We start from the raw sequence: 16,545 nt of genomic DNA on the forward strand, positions 1-16,545 counted from the left end.
TCGCGCAGGCGCGAAAGGTGAGGAGGGCGGGCGGTCATGGGGTGGTGGCTGGTCGACGCGGAGACGCTGGTGGGCAGCCGGTTCGTCGTCTCCCCGCTGGCCGAGGCCATCGCGGCGCTGAAGCTGCTCGACCGGGGCACGGCCGCGCATCCCGGGGAACGCGCCTGGCTCGACGCGCACCTGCCGGCGTACCGGGAGCGGCTGGCCGCCGATCCGGTGACCGGGCTGCTGGTGCGCGCCGCCCTGGGGCGCACCTGGAACGCGGACTTCCTGACCCCCACGCCCAGCGGCGAGGGCAGCCGGGGCTTCGAGGAGGAGCTGGCACGGATCCGGGAGACCCCGCCGGAGGCCGCCCGTGAGCATCTGGCGGTCTCGCTCGGCGGTCCCGTCCCCGAGCGGCTGCGCCGCGCGGACCTGCCGGAGCGTGCGGCGGACGTCGTCGCCTGGGTGTGGACGCGGACGGTGCTGCCGGACTGGCCGCGCCGCCGGCGGGTCATCGAGGCCGACATCGTCGCGCGCACCGCCCAGTTGGGCCGGGGCGGGTGGGCGGAGGCGCTGGACGGCATGCGCCGGGGGATGCGCTGGCTCGGTGAGGGCCGGTTGCAGATCAACACGCGGGAGTACCCGCCCCGCGACCTGTCCGGCGCCCGGCTGATGTTCGTGCCCGTCACCCCGCGCACCGGCTGGGTGTCCTGGGACGAGCGCGTACGGTACGCGGTGGTGTACCCGTGCTCGGGCGCGCTGGCCGAGGCGGGGCGGCAGCGGGTCCCCGAGGCGCTGGGCGCGCTGCTCGGCCCGGCGCGCGCGGCGGTCCTGGTGCTCCTCGCGACGCCGCTGAGCACTTCGCAGTTGGTCGCCCTGACCGGCCAGGGGCTGGGCTCGGTGGGCCGTCATCTGAAGGTCCTGCTCGACGCCCGTCTGGTACGGCGGCGGCGCGCGGGGCGTTCCGTGCTCTACTACCGGACGGAGACCGGCGACGCCCTGGTCGCGGCCCAGCAGGACGGCTGAGGGAAGGAGTACCGGGCATGGTCCACAGACCCGTGCCGTTCGACGAGCTCGACCGCAAGATCGTCGCGGCCCTGATCGTGAACGCCAGGACGAGCTTCGCGGAGATCGGCGCGGACATCGGCCTGTCGGCCACCGCCGTCAAGCGGCGGGTGGACCGGCTGCGCGAGTCCGGGATCATCACGGGATTCACCGCCACCGTCCGGCCCGCCGCGCTGGGTTGGCGCACGGAGGCGTACGTGGAGGTGTACTGCGAGGGTGCCGCGCCGCCCCGGCGGCTGGCCGAGGTGGTGAGGAACCACCCGGAGATCACGGCGGCCATGACGGTGACCGGCGGCGCCGACGCGCTGCTGCACGTCCGGGCCACCGATGTCGAGCATTTCGAGGAGGTCCTGGAGCGGATCAGGACCGAGCCCTTCATCCGGAAGACGATCAGCTACATGGTGCTGTCGCACCTGCTGCCGGAGAGCCCGGAGGCGGGGGCGGGGCGGCCCGCCGCGGAAGGCGCAACGGACCTGCGCTGACGGGCCCTTCGACGCAGCATCGTTGCGCCTGCGCGCAGCGTCCCGATCTTGTCGCCCGCGGCCTTCGCTTCCTACCGTTGAGCCATCCCCTGGCCGTCCCGCAGGAAGCGGAGGAGTTCGCCGTGCCCGAGAACCGTGTGGCCCGCCCCCGGCGCTATCTGGTCTGCCCGCCGGAGTACTTCGATGTGCGCTACGCGATCAACCCGTGGATGCGGGAGGGCGTGCGGGTCGACACCGCGCTCGCCCGGGAGCAGTGGGCCGCGCTGGTGCGGGCCTACCGGGAGCACGGCCACACGGTGGAGTCCGTCGAGCCCGTCGAGGGCCTGCCCGACATGGTGTTCGCCGCCAACTCCGCGCTCGTGCTGGAGGGCCGGGTGTTCGGCTCGTCCTTCCACGCGCCCGAGCGGCGTCCGGAGGCCGACGAGTACGCGGCCTGGTTCAAGGCGGCGGGGTTCGAGGTGCACCGCCCGGAGTCGGTCTGCGAGGGCGAGGGCGACCTCGTGCCGGTCGGCGGGTTCGTCCTGGCGGGTACGGGCTTCCGCACGGTCCGGGCGGCGCACCACGAGGTGCAGGAGTTCTTCGGGGTGCCGACGATCGGCCTGCAGCTGGTGGACCCGCGCTTCTACCACCTGGACACCGCGCTGTTCGTGCTGGACGACGGGGCGGGCGGCGGCGAGGCGAACATCGCGTACCACCCGGAGGCCTTCTCCGCCGGCAGCCGAGAGGTGCTGCGCCGGATGTTCCCGGACGCGGTCGTCGCCACCGCGGACGACGCGCTGGCGTTCGGCCTGAACTCGGTGTCGGACGGGCGGCACGTGTTCGTGGCGCCAGCGGCGACGGGGCTGATCGGGCAGCTCGCCGGGCGGGGCTATGTGCCCGTCCCCGTGGACCTCACGGAGTTCCACAAGGCCGGCGGGGGCGTCAAGTGCTGCACGCAGGAGCTCCGCCCGGCGGTCTGACTTCCGTGGTTTCCACCCGGGCGACGACCCGGGCGACGACCCGGGGGTCCCTGCCCGGGGTCACTGCCCGGGCAGGGGGCGGTTGAACAGCCGTACCTGCCCGCGGGCGATGGTCCGGCCCTCGGCGTCCGTGATCACGACCAGCCACAGCTGCAGGCTGCGACCCTGCTGCAGCGGTGTGCCTCGGACGTCGAGGCGGCCCTTGACGAACGGGAGGAGGAAGTCGGTCTGGTTGCCCACGCCGACGGCGAACCGGCCCTCGGACCGCACCGCGTGGGAGGCGCCAACGCTCGCCACGCTCTCGATGACCGTGGTGTGGAGGCCGCCGTGGGTGATCCCCCACGGGGTGTGGTGGTCCTCGGTGACCTCCAGGTGGGCGGTGACCTCCTGCGCGCTGATCGCGTCGAAGCGCAGTCCGACGGCGCGCAGGAAGGCGCCTGCGGCCTCCGGGGCGAGGGCGGGACCGGTCGTCTCCGTCATCGTGACTCTCCTGTTCCTCCTGTGACGTGCGCGTGTGCGCGGGGTCAGTGGGCCGGCGGAGCGGGACGGTTGCCGATGAGGACGACGGCCGCGACGGCGGCTGCCGCCAGGCCCACGCCGGGGATGAGCACGGCCAGGTGCAGGGCTCCGGAGAAGGCGTCGCCGACGGACGCGGTGACGGTGTCGCGCAGGGCGGCCGGCAGTGCGGAGCCCTGTGCGCCGCTGCCGACGGCCTGGGTGACCCGCTCGGCCACGGCGGCGGACACTCCGCGGTCGGCGAGTTCGCCGGGCAGCCGGGAGGCGAGCCCGCTGGTGAGGACGGTGCCCGTGACGGTCGCCCCGAGTGTGCCGCCGACCTGCCGGAAGAGGTTGACGGTGCCGCTGGCCATGCCGCCGTCCGTGAGCGGGACGCTGATGACGGCCACGGCCGTGCTCGGCGGCAGGACGAGACCGGCGCCGGCCCCGAACATCGCCATCAGCACCGCGATCACGGGTATCGACGAGGTGGGGGTCTGGGCGGTCATCAGCAGCGCCCCCGCCGCGGCGAGCGCCGCGCCCGCGCCGAGGGTGGCCTTGAAGCCGATCCGGCGCGCGATCGCCGCGGCGACATAGCTGACCAGCACGTAGGAGCCCATGATCGGCAGCAGCAGGAGTCCCGCGTCGAGGATCGACTCGTGCCGGATCCGCTCGAAGTAGAGCACCTGGGCGAAGGCGGTGGCCACGAAGGCGTACTGGGCGATCATCGCGACGACGTTGGCGGTGGCGAAGGAGCGGCCGCGGAAGAGCCGGAGCTTCAGCATGGGCGTACGGGTGCGCGCCTCGTGCACGACGAAGACGACGAGCGCCGCGACCGCGACGGCGAAGGCCGTGATCGCCTTGGCGGTGCCGAAGCCGGTGTGGCCGCCCTCGATCAGGCCGTAGTTCAGCGCGCCGATGGCCGCGACCGCGAGCACCAGGCCCGGCGGGTCGAGGTGGCGTCCGGCCTGCCGGCTCTCGGTGACGAAGCGGGGCGTGAGCAGCAGCACCAGTACGGCGAGCACCACGTTGACCAGGAACACCGCGTGCCAGGACCAGTGCTCCAGGATCAGCCCCGCGGCCACCGGGCCGAAGGCGAGGCCGATGCCGGAGACGGCGACCCAGATGCCGACCGCCCGGGTGCGGGCGTGCGGCTCCGCGAACATGTGCGTCACCAGGGAGAGGCTGTTCGGGAGGATCGCGGCGCCGCCGAGTCCCATGAGGGCCTGGCCGGCGATGACGCCCGTGGCGCCGGAGGCCAGCGAGGTGACCAGGCTGCCCGTGCCGAGCAGCAGCATGCCGAGGGCGAAGACGCGGCGCCGGCCGAAGCGGTCGCCGACGGTGCCGGCGGAGAGCACGAAGCTGGCGACCATCATCGAGTAGATGCCGGCGATCCAGACGAACGCCGCACCCGAAACCCGCAGGTCCTGTTGGAGCGGGGCGAGGACCGCGGCGGTCTGGGTGATGTTCACGAACATCGCCATCTGGCCGAGGCTCGCGACGACGAAGCCGATCCAGCGCTTCCTCGACTCCCCCGGATCCGGTGTCCTCGCGGCGGTCCCTGCTGTGGCCGCACCCACGGTCACGGCCGTGGCCGCGGTGGCGCTCGCGCTCGCGCTCGTCATGAAGTGTTCCCTCCTGAGCTGAGTCCGACTTTCGAACCTAGCTACGGGCGGAACGCTACCACTCCTGAGTTCTTCTCGCGAACTCAGGTAGGATCCGACCATGGAATACCTCGACCAGGACGTCTCCAACTGCTCCGTCGGCCGTGCCATCGGCCTCGTGGGCGACTCCTGGGTGCTGCTGGTCCTCCGCGAGGTCACCCGCGGGGTCAGGCGCTTCAGTGACATCCAGGAGCACCTCGGCGTGTCCCGCTCGGTGCTGACCGACCGGCTGAACGGCCTGGTCACCCAGGGTCTGCTCGAACAGCGCGCATACCGGGAGCCCGGCGCCCGGAGCCGCTCCGAGTACGTGCTCACCGAGAAGGGCCGTGACCTGTACCCGCTGATCACCGCCCTGCGACAGTGGGGCGACAAGTACCTCGCCGACCCCGAGGGCCCCTCCCTCCTCACCACCCACCACGACTGCGGCGCGCCCGTACGGGTCCGGCTGGTCTGCGACGAGGGCCACGTGCTCGCCTCCTCCGACGAGGTCGACCGCCGCCCCGGCCCCAGCGCCCGCCCCCGCCCCACCGCGAGCGCGACGGTCTGACGCCCGCGGCGCCGCTCGCCGGGCGGCCCCCGGGCGGCCCGGCCGGTTCCCCCGATGTGCGGCGGCCGGAGGCGCCGGTGACCGCCATCACATCGTTGTCGTGGATGATCGCGGTGGGCGACTCGGCGCCGTCCAGGGCTCGGCAGGTCACCTCGGCGCCCTGACCCTCGGAACAGCCCGTGGTGCCGCGCCCGCCCCCGGCGGCACGGCGCGGGCACCGCGCGGGCAGCCGTATCCCCCGGCCGGGGCGCGTCGCACACTGAGACCGACCGACGAATGGTGGGCAGCCTGACGGCCGGACGCTCTGAGCTCGAGACGGGCACGGGCCTGAGTGATCATGGAGTTCTCTGCGGTCAGTGATCGCCTGCTGCCCACGCGCGACGCGTACGCGCCGACCCACCCGCTGGGCTGCCACCGACGCCGAGTTCCCGACCGGATCATCTTCGAGCACATCGTGTGGGCCCTGGTCCACGGCACCGGATACGAGCACATCGCCAGTCCGGGCTGCTCCGACCGCACCATCCGACACCGCGTCAGACTTTCCTCGCGGATGGGCGTATCAGAGCAGGTCCACGCCCCCAAGCGGCCATCGCTCGGACGGGCGCTCCACCACCCGACGCCTCAAGTGATCCGATTGCCGGTCGGCTTCAAGGCGCGGCATGGGAGCGCGTGTCCGTCTGGCTCCAGCCGCCGGTATCGCGCTGTGCGTCGAGCAGGAGCCGACACACCGTTTCACGGTGGGGCAGGGGCGAGTTCAGCGGCATCAAGGCAGAGGGCTTCCGGCGCTCCGCACCGGCGTCTCGGGCCCGATGCCCCAGGTGCCGTCCGCGTTGCGCGCCGTCGAGGAGCTGCGCCCAGCGCGTGGACTGCGGAGTGCGGATGCCGAGGGCGTCCAGGAAGGAGGCGGCGATCCGCACGCCTGGCCGAGTACCTGTGGGCGTCGACGGTCCTGGTCAGATGGGTGGGCCACCGCGGGGTAGGCTCCGCCGTCATGATCAAGCCGCCGGCGCGGCTCGCGTCCACCGTCGTCAGTGGTTCAAGCACCTGCGTGTCCGGCCGCTGCCCGAACGAGTACGGAAGGAACCGATTCCGTGACCGACCTGGCCGCTCCTGTGGCCGCGCCCGCATCCGCGCCCGCCGTCCCGCTGTGGCGCAGTAGGAACTTCCTCCTGCTCTGGGGTGGTCAGACAGTCGGCGAGCTGGGCTCGCGGATCTCCGGTGTCGCGGTGCCGCTGCTCGCGGCCACCACGCTGCAGGCCGGCGTGTTCCAGATATCCCTGCTGTCCTTCCTCGGCTGGCTCCCGTACCTGCTCATCTCGCTGCCCGCCGGGATCCTGGCCGACCGGGTCGACCAGCGGAAGCTGATGGTCGTGTGCGATCTGGTTCGGATGGCGCTGATGTTGTCGCTGCCGCTGGCCGCGCTCGCCTGGGAGCTCACGCTCGGGTACCTGTACGTGGTCGTCGGCATCTGCGGTGTGTTCACCGTGCTGTTCAACGTGGCGTACAAGAGCATGCTCCCGAGGCTGTCCGGACCGGGCCAGCTGGTCGACGCCAACGCCAGGATTGTGATGAGCCAGGAGTTCGCCGAGCTCATCGGGCCGACGATCAGCGGTCTGCTGATCGGTCTCGTCGGCACCGCCCGCACCTTCTTCAGCAACGGTCTGGCCTTCCTCGTCAGCGCGGTGACGCTCTCGATGCTCCGGGATGCGCCCAAGGGGCCGCTCGCGGCCGGGACGCCCGACGGCGGCGGGGAGCGGCTCCGGCTGCGGGCCGAGATGAACGAAGGCCTCGCCTTCATCCGCGGCCGTCCGATCCTGCTTGCCATCCTGGCCTGCACGGCGACCTCCAACTTCTTCGTCATCGCCAAGAGCTCGATCGAGGTCACGTTCCTCGTGCGCGAGCTGCACGCCTCGCCGCCGGCCGTCGGCCTCGTCTTCAGCGTGAGCGCCGTCGGCGGCCTGGCCGTCGGCGCCGTGGCGGGCCGGCTCTCCCGATGGATCGGTACGGCCCGCATCATCTGGGTCGCCATGGCCGTGCCAGGTCCGCTGTACGCCCTCATGCCCCTGGCCCGGCCGGGCTGGGGCCTGCTGCTGTACGGCTTCGGTCTCGCCGCGTTCTCCGCCAACGCCGGCCTCTACAACATCGCGGCGATCTCGTACCGGCAGCAGATCACCCCGTCCCACCTGCTCGGGCGGGTCAACGCGGCCTTCATGTGGATCTGTCTCGGCGTGATCCCGATCGGGGCGCTGTTCGGCGGGGCCCTCGGCAGCGCGCTGGGGCTGCGCACCACGCTGTGGATCTGTGTGCTGGGGACCTGGAGCGCCGCGCTCTTCGTCGTTTTCTCACCGCTGCGGACGATGCAGGACATGCCTGCGGAAAGGGCCCCGACATCGTAAGCACCCGGACACCGCACGCCTGGTTCACCGACAGCGTCCGGCGGCTGCCCGACGGGCGCGGGCCCGTGATCACTGAGCGTAGAGAACTCCATGATCGCTCATGCCCGTGCCCGTCTCGTGCTCAGAGCGTCCAGCCGTCAGGCAGCCCGCCATTCGCCGGTCGGCCTAAAGCGCTTGAGCCGCAGACCCCTAAAGCGCATTAGCGCGCACGGCCGCATTCCGCCCGCACGGCCGCGACCTGCCCCTTCGTGACGGCAAATGCCGCTGTTCGGACGTGAGTTGACTTTCCGGGGACGCGATGTCACCTTGTCGTGGGCGCCGGCGGCGACTCCCCCAGCCGCGCCGATCACGGGACGGACATCCCCCGACCGCCCCGCGAGCACCGGTTCCGCCGCCGCGCACCCGCCCCAGGCCGCACGATCACGGGAACCGCCATGACACCGCGCTTCGGCGTCAACTACACGCCCAGTCAGGGCTGGTTCCACCACTGGCTCGATTTCGACCTCGACGCCGTCCGCGCCGACCTGGACTCCATCGCCCGACTCGGGCTCGACCACATCCGGGTCTTCCCACTGTGGCCGCTGTTCCAGCCCAACCGCACCCTGATCCGGCCGCGCGCGGTGGAGCAGCTGGCCGCTCTGGTCGACGCGGCCGCGGAGCACGGCCTGGACGTCAACGTCGACGGTCTGCAGGGCCATCTGTCGAGCTTCGACTTCCTGCCCGCATGGACGGGCACCTGGCACCGCCGGAACATCTTCACCGACCCCGACGTGGTCGCCGCCGAGGCCGAGTACCTGCGTACGCTGGCCGCCGCGCTCGCCGACCGGCCCAACTTCCTCGGCATGACGGTCGGCAACGAGATCAACCAGTTCTCCGGGCCTCCGCACCCGGACCCGGACCCCATCGGGCCCGCCGAGGCGGAGGCCTGGCTGCGCCTGATGCTCGACGCCTGCGAGCGGGGCGCCCCCGGCAAGCTGCATCTGCACGCCGAGTACGACGCCGCCTGGTACCAGGACGGCCACGCCTTCACCCCCTCGCAGGCCGCCCGGCTCGGCTTCGCGACCGCCGTCCACTCCTGGGTGTTCAACGGCACGGCCCAGCGCCACGGGCACACGGGCGTGGCCACCGAGCACCACGCGGCGTACCTGATCGAGCTGTCCAAGGCCTGGGCCACCGATCCGCACCGCCCGGTCTGGCTGCAGGAGGTCGGCGCGCCGGCACCGGTGGTGCCGCCCGAGCACGCCGCGGCCTTCGCCACCGCCACCATCGCCAATGCCCTGGACTGCGAGGACGTGTGGGGCGTCACCTGGTGGTGTTCGCACGACGTCGCCCGGTCGCTGGCCGACTTCCCCGAACTGGAGTACACCCTCGGGCTCCTCACCAACGACCGGGAGGTCAAGCCCGCGGGCACCGCCGTCGCCCGGGCCGTCGCGGAGCTGCGCGACCGCGGGTACGCGCCGCGGCCGCGGACGACCGCGCTCGTCGTCGACGCCGGGGACGGCCCGACCGCGCCCCACCGGGCCGGATGCGCCCCCGGCGGCGAGGTGTTCGAGGCCTGGGCCGCGCTCACCGCCCGGGGTGCGCGGCCCGCCCTGGTCCTCGCCGAACGGGCCGACGACGCGGCGCACCTGGCCGCGCGCGGCATCACGGAGGTCGTCACGGCCGCCGAGGCTCGCTGAGCCCCCTGCGCCCGTCCCCCGGCGGGCCCCCCGGCCCGGGTTCCCCACCCGCGCCGGGGGGCTCGGGGGACGCCGTGTCCACATCCCCGGCAGCCCTTTCCCCGGGCCGTCGTGGCCTGACAGACTCGTCCGGTGACCGAATTCGACCTGCTCGTCATCGGATCCGGCCCGGGCGGCCAGAAGGCCGCCATCGCCGCGGCCAAGCTGGGCCGCCGGGTCGCCGTCGTCGACCGCCCCGACATGGTCGGCGGGGTCTCCATCCACACCGGCACCATCCCCTCGAAGACGCTCCGTGAGGCCGTGCTCTACCTGACCGGGCTCACGCAGCGGGATCTGTACGGCCAGAGCTACCGCCTCAAGGAGGACATCACCATCGCGGACCTCACCGCGCGCACCCAGCACGTGGTGAGCCGCGAGGTGGACGTGATCCGCAGTCAGCTCTCCCGCAACCGGGTCACCATGCTCACCGGGACCGGCCGCTTCGCGGACGACCACACCGTCGCCGTGCAGGACCCCTCCGGGCGGGAAGTGCTGGTCACCGCCGACCACATCGTGATCGCCACGGGGACCCGGCCGGCCCGCCCGTCGACGGTGGAGTTCGACGACCGCACGGTGATGGACTCCGACAGCGTGCTCAATCTGGACCGGGTGCCGCGCTCCATGGTGATCGTCGGCGCCGGCGTCATCGGCGTCGAGTACGCCTCGATGTTCGCCGCGCTGGGCAGCAAGGTGACGGTGGTCGAACAGCGCGACGGGATGCTGGACTTCTGCGACGTCGAGGTGGTCGAGGCGCTCAAGTACCACCTGCGGGACCTCGCCGTCACCTTCCGTTTCGGGGAGACCGTGGCGGCAGTGGAGCGGCACCCCACGGGCGCGCTGACCGTCCTGCAGAGCGGCAAGAAGATCCCCGCCGACGCCGTCATGTACTCCGCGGGGCGGCAGGGCCTCACCGACGACCTGGACCTCGGCAAGGCCGGCCTCAGCGCCGACAAGCGCGGCCGCATATCCGTGGACGAGCACTACCGCACCTCCGTGCCGCACATCTACGCCGTCGGTGACGTCATCGGCTTCCCGGCGCTCGCGGCCACCTCGATGGAGCAGGGCAGGCTCGCCGCCTATCACGCCTGCGGCGAACCGGTGAACGCGATGCACGGGCTGCAGCCGATCGGCATCTACACGATCCCGGAGATCAGCTTCGTCGGCCGTACGGAGGACCAGCTCACCGACGACAACGTGCCCTTCGAGGTGGGCATCTCGCGCTACCGCGAGCTGGCCCGCGGCCAGATCATCGGCGACTCGCACGGCATGCTGAAGCTGCTGGTCTCCACGGAGGACCGCACACTGCTGGGCGTCCACTGCTTCGGCACCGGCGCGACGGAACTGCTGCACATCGGCCAGGCCGTGATGGGCTGCGGCGGCACGGTCGACTACCTGGTCGACGCCGTGTTCAACTACCCCACCCTCGCCGAGTCGTACAAGGTCGCCGCCCTCGACGCCACCAACAAGCTCCGCCAGATCAACCGCCTCACCGGCTGACGCCGGGCCGTCGTGTGCGGGGCGTCCGGCCGGGGCGCCCCGCACACCGGTACCACCCGTTCGGAGGGGGAACGACGGGGGCGCCGCGTGGCAGCCTCCCGAGAGGGGACGGAACACCCGTGCCCCGTGACCCTCCGAGGGAGCACCCGCCATGGCCACCAGGAAGAACCTCCGGGTCGACCGGACGAGCCTCACGCACAAGGTCGGCTACGCCATCCGGCATCCCACTCGTGTCGCCGCCTACGCCCGCCGCGCCGCACGCGACCGCTGGCTCGCCCACCGGCACCGGGACCATGTGGCGTACTACCGCGCCGTCATGGCCAGCGACACGGCCCGGGATCCCGAGGCCGCCGTCGGCAGCCAAAGCCACGACCGCTGGCTGGCACTCGGCGAGATGCAGTTCGGCTACCTGCGCGAGCACGGCCTGTCACCGCGTCACCGGCTGCTGGACATCGGCTGCGGCAACCTCCGCGCGGGCCGGCTCCTCATCGAATACCTCGACGCCGGCCACTACTACGGCATCGACATCTCGCCCGACATCCTGATCGCCGCCAAGCGCACCCTGGCCGCTCAGGGCCTGCAGCCCAAACTCCCCTACCTCACCCTCACCCAGGACCTGACCTTCGACTTCCTCCCCGACCGCCACTTCGACGTGGTCCACGCGCACAGCGTCTTCTCGCACTCGCCGCTGGAGGTCATCGACGAATGCCTCGCCCACGTCGGACGGATCCTGGCGCCGGGCGGGTGGTTCGACTTCACGTTCGACCGCACCGAGGGGAAGGAACACCAGGTGCTGCGCGAGGACTTCTACTACCGCACCCGGACGCTCGTGGACCTCGCTGCACGGCACGGGCTGCGTGCGAGCTTCATGGAGGACTGGGAGCGGCGCGGCCACGGGCAGTCGAAGATCCGCGTCCACGTCGCCTGACCCGGGCTCCGGTGCCCGGTACGGCCCGACGGGCTCTTCCACTCCCCGCCGACGCCGTGACGGGGACGGCGGGGCGCACCGGACGTCCCTCAGGGCGCCTCGGCGGCCTCCTGCTCGGCTCGCTTGCCGGCCACGTGCTCGACCAGGTCGCCTACGGTGCCCATCCGCTCCACGTCGTCGGCGAGCAGCATCACGCCGACCTCGCGCTCCACGGCGTCGGCGGCGCGCTGCTTGGCGTGGTCGCCCAGGCGCAGGTGGACGAACGTGGTGTCCGGGCCGATCTCCTCGGGCGGCACGTCCGCGCATCGGGCGACCACCGCGCGCACGATCCCGGCGACGTCCTCGGCCATGTTCCTCTCCCCTCAGTCGACTGCCCGATCCGTCTACCCCGCCACCGCCGCGAACCACACCACGGGATGCGCGGCCCCGCCCGCCGTACCGGCCCCGCCCACCGCGGCGGGCCGTTCGGGGGAACGGCCGGTGTCGTGGGGCGGTGGGCCGGGCCGCGGCTCGTACGTTCGGCTGGCATGACGCACCTTTCGCGTGACGGCGCTCCCGTGCCCACCCGGCGCACGGCGCTGGCCGGCCTGGCGGCGGGAGCCGGGGCCCTGATGGCCGCCGGGTGCACGCCCTCGGGCGCCTCCCCCGCGGACTCGCCCTCGCCCGGCCGCCCCACCACGGCGTCCGCGACCGCGTCCGCGTCGGGCCCGGGCGGCGGCCCCACACCCGGGGTGATGACCCTCTTCGACGACCCCGGCCTCAACTTCAGCGCGCTCCTCGCCCTGGGCGCGGCCGGCTACGGCTCCGCCGAGGTGGGCGAGGTGCTCACCGCGGTGAACGCCGTCACCAAGGCCGGCCCGTCGGCGCAGACGTACACCCGGACCTTCAGGGAGCTGGGCGACCGGCTGCTGACGACGCCCCGGGGCGGCACCCCCGGACGCCAGACCGCGCGCTTCCGGACGCTGCGGGCGGCCCAGTACTACGGCCAGGCGCTGTTCTTCGTCCTGGGCTCCGAGGACCCGGGGAGCGAGGAGCAGCTCTACCGCGCCGGGCGCCGCGCCTGGGACGCCTTCTGCGAGCGCTGCGATCCGGCCCCGGTGACGGCCGGCGTGGCGTACGGGAAGACGCGGATGCCGGTGTGGTTCTTCCGGCCGGACGAGGCGGACCGGCGGCGGCCCACCGTCATCCTCACCAACGGCAGCGACGGCCAGAACGTCGACATGTGGACTTACGGCGTGTCGGCCGCCCTGGAGCGCGGCTGGAACGCGCTCGTCTACGACGGGCCGGGACAGGGCCAGCTGCTCTTCGTGGAGCAGGTGGTCTTCACCCCGCGGTGGGAGCGGGTCGTCACCCCGCTGATCGACTGGCTGCGGGAGCGCTCCGACGTGGACCCCGGCAGGATCGCCCTCACCGGGCTGAGCATGGGCGGCAACCTGGCGCCCCGGGCGGCCGCCTTCGACCACCGGATCGCCGCCCTGGTGGCGATGCCCGGCTGTGTGTCCCCCTGGCTGGGCTTCCCCCCGGAGATCCGGCGGATCCTCACCCCGGACAAGGAGCGGACGAACGCCATCTGGAACAAGGAGGTGGTCCCGGACCTCGACCCGTCCGACGCCGCCACGCTCAAGAAGCGCTTCGAGCCCTTCTCCGTCCAGGCCATGACCGAGGCGCGGGAGGGCAGGATGTTCACCGATTTCCACACCCCCGCCCGGCTCATCTCGTCACTGGACATCGGCGACGTCGTGGGCCGGATCAAGGCGCCCACCCTGGTGCTGGACTACGAGTTCGAGCAGTTCTACCCGGGTCAGCCGCGCCGGATGTACGACGGGCTCACCGCGCCCAAGGACTACGTGCGGCTCACGGCCGCCACCGGGGCGCAGCTGCACTGCTCCCCGATGGCCCCGCAGCAGCATTGCGAGGTCGTCTTCGACTGGCTGCAGGAGAAGCTCTCGGTGCGCTGACCGCGCGTGCCGCCGTTCACCGCTCACTCCACCCGCGGCCGGCCCTGCACATAGGGCGCGAGGATGTCCGCCACGGTGCGGTTGCGGGGCGTGGGGACGCCGAGCGCGCGGCCGAGGTCGGCGACGCCCCCGCTGAGCCAGGGCAGTTCCAGCCGGTTGCCCTGCTCCAGGTCATGGTGCATGGAGGAGGTCATCGTCGCGGGCAGCGTGTCGCAGAAGGCGAGTCGCTCCTCCACGAACGACTCGTCGAGGTGGACGCCCGAGGCCCGCCCGACGGCGGCGGCCTCCGCCATCACATCGCGCAGCAGGGCGCGCGTGGCGGGGTCGCGGCGGACGACGCCGATCGGCTGGCGCACGGCCGAGGTGGTGCCGGACAGGCCGGTGAGGAACACGTACTTCTCCCACACGGCGCGCGCGATGTCGGCACTGACCTCCGCGTCGACCCCCGCCTTCGCGCACACCTCGCGGAACTCCTCCGCCCGGGCGCCGTCCTCGCCGTCGTACGGGCCGAACACCAGCTTCTGCATGCCGCCTCGGTGGGCGATGACGCCGGGCTCCTCGATGGCGGCGGAGATGTAGCAGACCCCGCCCCACACGGTCCGGGGAGGCAGGTGCTCGCGCAGCACGGTGTCCTTCTGGACGCCGTTCTGCAGGGAGATCACCCGCGCCCCGGCGGCGGCGAGGTCGCGCAGCCCCACCGCGACGTCCTCGGTGTCCCACAGCTTCACCGCGACCAGGACGACGTCGGCGGGACCGACGTCGGCGAGGGCCGGCACGAACCGGTCGGACGGTGCCCGGAACTCCCCGAGCGGACTGCGGACGACCAGGCCCCCGTTGGCACGGATCGCCTCCAGATGCCGGCCTCGGGCGACGAAGGTCACCTCGTTGCCGGCCTCCGCGAGACGCGTGCCGAAGTAGCCCCCGACTCCTCCCGCTCCCACGACCGCGATGCGCATGGCCTGCTCCCTTCCCGGTCACCGCTCAGGGTTGAGTAACCGTTTCAAGGGTTACTATTCTCACATGAGCGAGCGTGATCCGGCCACTCCCCGCACCCGCACCACGGCCAGGGTCCGTGAACTGCGCTTCGACGCGGGGTCGCTGGCGCTCGACCTGGTCGCCACCGTCGGGCGCCGCCCCAGCACCCCCGTGGAACGGCTCGGCGATGCCGACCGCCTCCGCGCCTGGTGCCGGGGCGTCGGCGTGACCCTGCGGGACGGGGAGGACCCGACGGCCCTGCTCGCCGCCCTCCGCGGACTGCGCACCGCCGCCCACGACGTCGCCACCGCGGCCATCGACGGCCGTGCGCCGCGACCGGACTCCGTGGACCTCCTGAACGACCTGGCCCGCGTCGATCCGCCCGCCCCGCGGCTCCTCGTCGACGCCCAGGGACGTCCCGCCGCCGGGACGGCACCGCTGTCGGCCGCCCAACTGCTCTCCTCCGCGGCCCGCGACCTGATCGCGCTGGTGACCGAGCCACGTCTGCGGGAGCGGCTGCGCACCTGCGACGCGGAGGTCTGCGGCATGGTCTACCTCGACCCCGGTCACGGCCGGCCCCGCAAGTGGTGCTCCATGGAGCGGTGCGGCAACAACGCCAAGGCCGCACGGCACCGCCGCCGCGCTTCGGCACCGGCCCCGTAGGCCCGCCGACGCGCTCGGCGCCCGCCCGGCCGCCATGGGCAGGGCGGCTGCTAGGGGAAGGCGGGCCGCTATGGGGAGGCCGGCTGCTCGAAGGCGGCGATGAAGTGGCCGACGTCCCGCCGGCGCGAATGGGCGGGCCACACGGCCCAGGTCCGCCGGACCAGCGGGTCGCCGACCAGCGGCGACCACACGACCGTTTCGGGGATCGGCTGCGCCCAGTTCGGCGGGGCCAGCGCGAACGCCCGCCCGGTGGTCACGGCCGCCAGCTTCACCTCGGCGATCACCGGCTCCCCCTCCCCCGGATCAGGCCCGATCTCGAGGCCGTGGCCGCGCAGGACGGAGGTGATCTCGTCCCACCAGGCGGGACTGCCCGAGCGGGGGAAGCCGATCCACTCCAGTCCGCCGAGGGCTTCCAGGCGGACGCCCCGCGGGCCGGCGAGTTCGGCGGCCTGCTCGGCGGCGAGCAGGACCCCGAGGTTCTCGCGGACCACCAGCATGGCGTCGAACTCCGGCCCGGCGGGGCGTTCGCGCATCAGGCCGACGTCGAGCTCGTCGGCGTGGAGCGCCGCCAGTTGGGCCGCGGTCGGCAGATGACGGGCCAGCACCCGGGTGTCGGGACAGGCCCGGGACAACTCGGCCAGTACGGGTGTCAGCAGATCGGCCGGCAGCTCCAGCGGGATGCCCAGCCGCAGGGTGTCCGCGCCCTGCGCCGTCAGGGCGGCCATGGTCCGCACGGCCTGGTCGTGGCGCGCGATGACGGCCCGCGCTTCGGAGAGCAGGACCGCACCGGCCTCCGTCGTCCGCACCCCGGTGCTCGACCGCACCAGGAGCTTGACCCCGAGCTGGCGCTCCAGCGCGGTGACGGTCTGCGACAGCGCCGACTGGCTCACGTGCAGCCGCCGAGCCGCCGCGGACATCCCGCCCTCCTCGGCCACGGCGACGAATACGCGCAGCTCCCGCAATTCCATCCGGACATCACACCACGCCGTACGGAAGGAAGCCGCCGACAGGCCCGGCGCATTCCTTGGGGCGGTATTCACCGACCCCTGTGGGCGATTCCCTGCGCCGACCGGTCCGCGCGAGGTCTTCCGAATTCCCGGAACACCCGCCACCCCCGCGGAAACGAGGTCCCGCGCACCCGAGGCGAACAGCCGACGGGTTGTGCGCGCCGATCGACGCGGCGACCCTGCGCCGGCCGAGACGTCACCGACCCGCC

15 protein-coding genes and 1 pseudogene are annotated in these 16,545 nt (G+C 72.9%); 11 read left to right on the plus strand and 5 right to left on the minus strand.

Going from position 1 to position 16,545, the window contains the following annotated elements:
• Positions 1 to 36: 36 nt before the first annotated feature.
• The 3 genes from AB0F62_RS30410 to ddaH all read left to right on the plus strand — a co-directional run bounded on the left by AB0F62_RS30410 (position 37) and on the right by ddaH (position 2,488).
• The gene (locus AB0F62_RS30410) at positions 37 to 1,008 is read left to right on the plus strand and encodes a transcriptional regulator (RefSeq protein ID WP_361806304.1); all 972 of its coding nucleotides are present in this window, start codon (positions 37 to 39) and stop codon (positions 1,006 to 1,008) included.
• 17 nt (positions 1,009 to 1,025) lie between these two features.
• Positions 1,026 to 1,529, plus strand: coding sequence for an Lrp/AsnC family transcriptional regulator (locus AB0F62_RS30415; protein ID WP_361806307.1), 504 nt, complete (start codon positions 1,026 to 1,028; stop codon positions 1,527 to 1,529).
• Positions 1,530 to 1,651: 122 nt separating this feature from the next.
• Positions 1,652 to 2,488, plus strand: coding sequence for a dimethylargininase (ddaH, locus tag AB0F62_RS30420; RefSeq protein WP_361806406.1), 837 nt, complete (start codon positions 1,652 to 1,654; stop codon positions 2,486 to 2,488).
• A gap of 60 nt (positions 2,489 to 2,548) precedes the next feature.
• On the opposite strand, the gene AB0F62_RS30425 is transcribed toward ddaH, so the two are convergent.
• Both AB0F62_RS30425 and AB0F62_RS30430 read right to left on the minus strand, forming a co-directional pair.
• Positions 2,549 to 2,968, minus strand: a complete 420-nt coding sequence (locus AB0F62_RS30425; protein ID WP_361806310.1) for a PaaI family thioesterase — start codon at positions 2,966 to 2,968, stop codon at positions 2,549 to 2,551.
• 44 nt (positions 2,969 to 3,012) lie between these two features.
• Positions 3,013 to 4,608, minus strand: coding sequence for an MFS transporter (locus AB0F62_RS30430; RefSeq protein ID WP_361806313.1), 1,596 nt, complete (start codon positions 4,606 to 4,608; stop codon positions 3,013 to 3,015).
• A gap of 100 nt (positions 4,609 to 4,708) precedes the next feature.
• Between AB0F62_RS30430 and AB0F62_RS30435 the strand changes: the two genes are divergently transcribed.
• The 6 genes and pseudogenes from AB0F62_RS30435 to AB0F62_RS30460 all read left to right on the plus strand — a co-directional run bounded on the left by AB0F62_RS30435 (position 4,709) and on the right by AB0F62_RS30460 (position 11,733).
• On the plus strand, positions 4,709 to 5,194 hold the full coding sequence (locus AB0F62_RS30435; protein WP_361806316.1) for a helix-turn-helix domain-containing protein: 486 nt from the start codon (positions 4,709 to 4,711) through the stop codon (positions 5,192 to 5,194).
• Positions 5,195 to 5,531: 337 nt separating this feature from the next.
• Positions 5,532 to 5,771, plus strand: a pseudogene (locus tag AB0F62_RS30440) (IS5/IS1182 family transposase); the annotation flags it as partial.
• A gap of 514 nt (positions 5,772 to 6,285) precedes the next feature.
• A complete protein-coding gene (locus tag AB0F62_RS30445) occupies positions 6,286 to 7,590 on the plus strand; it encodes an MFS transporter (RefSeq protein WP_361806319.1) in 1,305 nt (434 codons plus the stop codon).
• A 434-nt stretch (positions 7,591 to 8,024) separates the two neighbouring features.
• On the plus strand, positions 8,025 to 9,269 hold the full coding sequence (locus AB0F62_RS30450; RefSeq protein ID WP_361806322.1) for a glycosyl hydrolase: 1,245 nt from the start codon (positions 8,025 to 8,027) through the stop codon (positions 9,267 to 9,269).
• 132 nt (positions 9,270 to 9,401) lie between these two features.
• Entirely contained in the window at positions 9,402 to 10,805 is a 1,404-nt protein-coding gene (sthA, locus tag AB0F62_RS30455; RefSeq protein ID WP_361806325.1) for a Si-specific NAD(P)(+) transhydrogenase, read from the plus strand.
• Between the two features lie 151 nt (positions 10,806 to 10,956).
• The gene (locus tag AB0F62_RS30460; RefSeq protein WP_361806327.1) at positions 10,957 to 11,733 is read left to right on the plus strand and encodes a class I SAM-dependent methyltransferase; all 777 of its coding nucleotides are present in this window, start codon (positions 10,957 to 10,959) and stop codon (positions 11,731 to 11,733) included.
• 89 nt (positions 11,734 to 11,822) lie between these two features.
• Here AB0F62_RS30460 and AB0F62_RS30465 read toward each other — a convergent pair whose 3' ends face one another.
• Positions 11,823 to 12,083, minus strand: coding sequence for a phosphopantetheine-binding protein (locus AB0F62_RS30465; RefSeq protein ID WP_361806330.1), 261 nt, complete (start codon positions 12,081 to 12,083; stop codon positions 11,823 to 11,825).
• 177 nt (positions 12,084 to 12,260) lie between these two features.
• On the opposite strand from AB0F62_RS30465, the gene AB0F62_RS30470 reads away from it, so the two are divergent.
• Positions 12,261 to 13,691: an alpha/beta fold hydrolase gene (locus AB0F62_RS30470; protein WP_361806332.1), complete on the plus strand. Its 1,431-nt coding sequence runs from the start codon at positions 12,261 to 12,263 to the stop codon at positions 13,689 to 13,691.
• 23 nt (positions 13,692 to 13,714) lie between these two features.
• Here AB0F62_RS30470 and AB0F62_RS30475 read toward each other — a convergent pair whose 3' ends face one another.
• On the minus strand, positions 13,715 to 14,647 hold the full coding sequence (locus tag AB0F62_RS30475) for a 2-dehydropantoate 2-reductase (RefSeq protein ID WP_361806334.1): 933 nt from the start codon (positions 14,645 to 14,647) through the stop codon (positions 13,715 to 13,717).
• Positions 14,648 to 14,711: 64 nt separating this feature from the next.
• Between AB0F62_RS30475 and AB0F62_RS30480 the strand changes: the two genes are divergently transcribed.
• Positions 14,712 to 15,329, plus strand: a complete 618-nt coding sequence (locus AB0F62_RS30480; protein WP_361806337.1) for a CGNR zinc finger domain-containing protein — start codon at positions 14,712 to 14,714, stop codon at positions 15,327 to 15,329.
• Positions 15,330 to 15,397: 68 nt separating this feature from the next.
• Here AB0F62_RS30480 and AB0F62_RS30485 read toward each other — a convergent pair whose 3' ends face one another.
• Positions 15,398 to 16,297: a LysR family transcriptional regulator gene (locus AB0F62_RS30485; protein ID WP_361806340.1), complete on the minus strand. Its 900-nt coding sequence runs from the start codon at positions 16,295 to 16,297 to the stop codon at positions 15,398 to 15,400.
• Positions 16,298 to 16,545 lie beyond the last annotated feature (248 nt).

It is taken from the genome of Streptomyces sp. NPDC026673, assembly GCF_040638135.1.
GTDB lineage: Bacteria > Actinomycetota > Actinomycetes > Streptomycetales > Streptomycetaceae > Actinacidiphila.

What these genes read in the sequence shown, in the direction of transcription:
- AB0F62_RS30460 (WP_361806327.1), top strand. Translation starts at nt 10,957, where the DNA reads ATGGCCACCAGGAAGAACCTCCGGGTCGACCGGACGAGCCTCACGCAC.
- AB0F62_RS30410 (WP_361806304.1), top strand. Translation starts at nt 37, where the DNA reads ATGGGGTGGTGGCTGGTCGACGCGGAGACGCTGGTGGGCAGCCGGTTC.
- AB0F62_RS30475 (WP_361806334.1), bottom strand. Translation starts at nt 14,647, where the DNA reads ATGCGCATCGCGGTCGTGGGAGCGGGAGGAGTCGGGGGCTACTTCGGC.
- AB0F62_RS30485 (WP_361806340.1), bottom strand. Translation starts at nt 16,297, where the DNA reads ATGGAATTGCGGGAGCTGCGCGTATTCGTCGCCGTGGCCGAGGAGGGC.
- AB0F62_RS30425 (WP_361806310.1), bottom strand. Translation starts at nt 2,968, where the DNA reads ATGACGGAGACGACCGGTCCCGCCCTCGCCCCGGAGGCCGCAGGCGCC.
- AB0F62_RS30470 (WP_361806332.1), top strand. Translation starts at nt 12,261, where the DNA reads ATGACGCACCTTTCGCGTGACGGCGCTCCCGTGCCCACCCGGCGCACG.
- AB0F62_RS30435 (WP_361806316.1), top strand. Translation starts at nt 4,709, where the DNA reads ATGGAATACCTCGACCAGGACGTCTCCAACTGCTCCGTCGGCCGTGCC.
- AB0F62_RS30430 (WP_361806313.1), bottom strand. Translation starts at nt 4,608, where the DNA reads ATGACGAGCGCGAGCGCGAGCGCCACCGCGGCCACGGCCGTGACCGTG.
- AB0F62_RS30465 (WP_361806330.1), bottom strand. Translation starts at nt 12,083, where the DNA reads ATGGCCGAGGACGTCGCCGGGATCGTGCGCGCGGTGGTCGCCCGATGC.
- AB0F62_RS30450 (WP_361806322.1), top strand. Translation starts at nt 8,025, where the DNA reads ATGACACCGCGCTTCGGCGTCAACTACACGCCCAGTCAGGGCTGGTTC.
- AB0F62_RS30415 (WP_361806307.1), top strand. Translation starts at nt 1,026, where the DNA reads ATGGTCCACAGACCCGTGCCGTTCGACGAGCTCGACCGCAAGATCGTC.
- AB0F62_RS30480 (WP_361806337.1), top strand. Translation starts at nt 14,712, where the DNA reads ATGAGCGAGCGTGATCCGGCCACTCCCCGCACCCGCACCACGGCCAGG.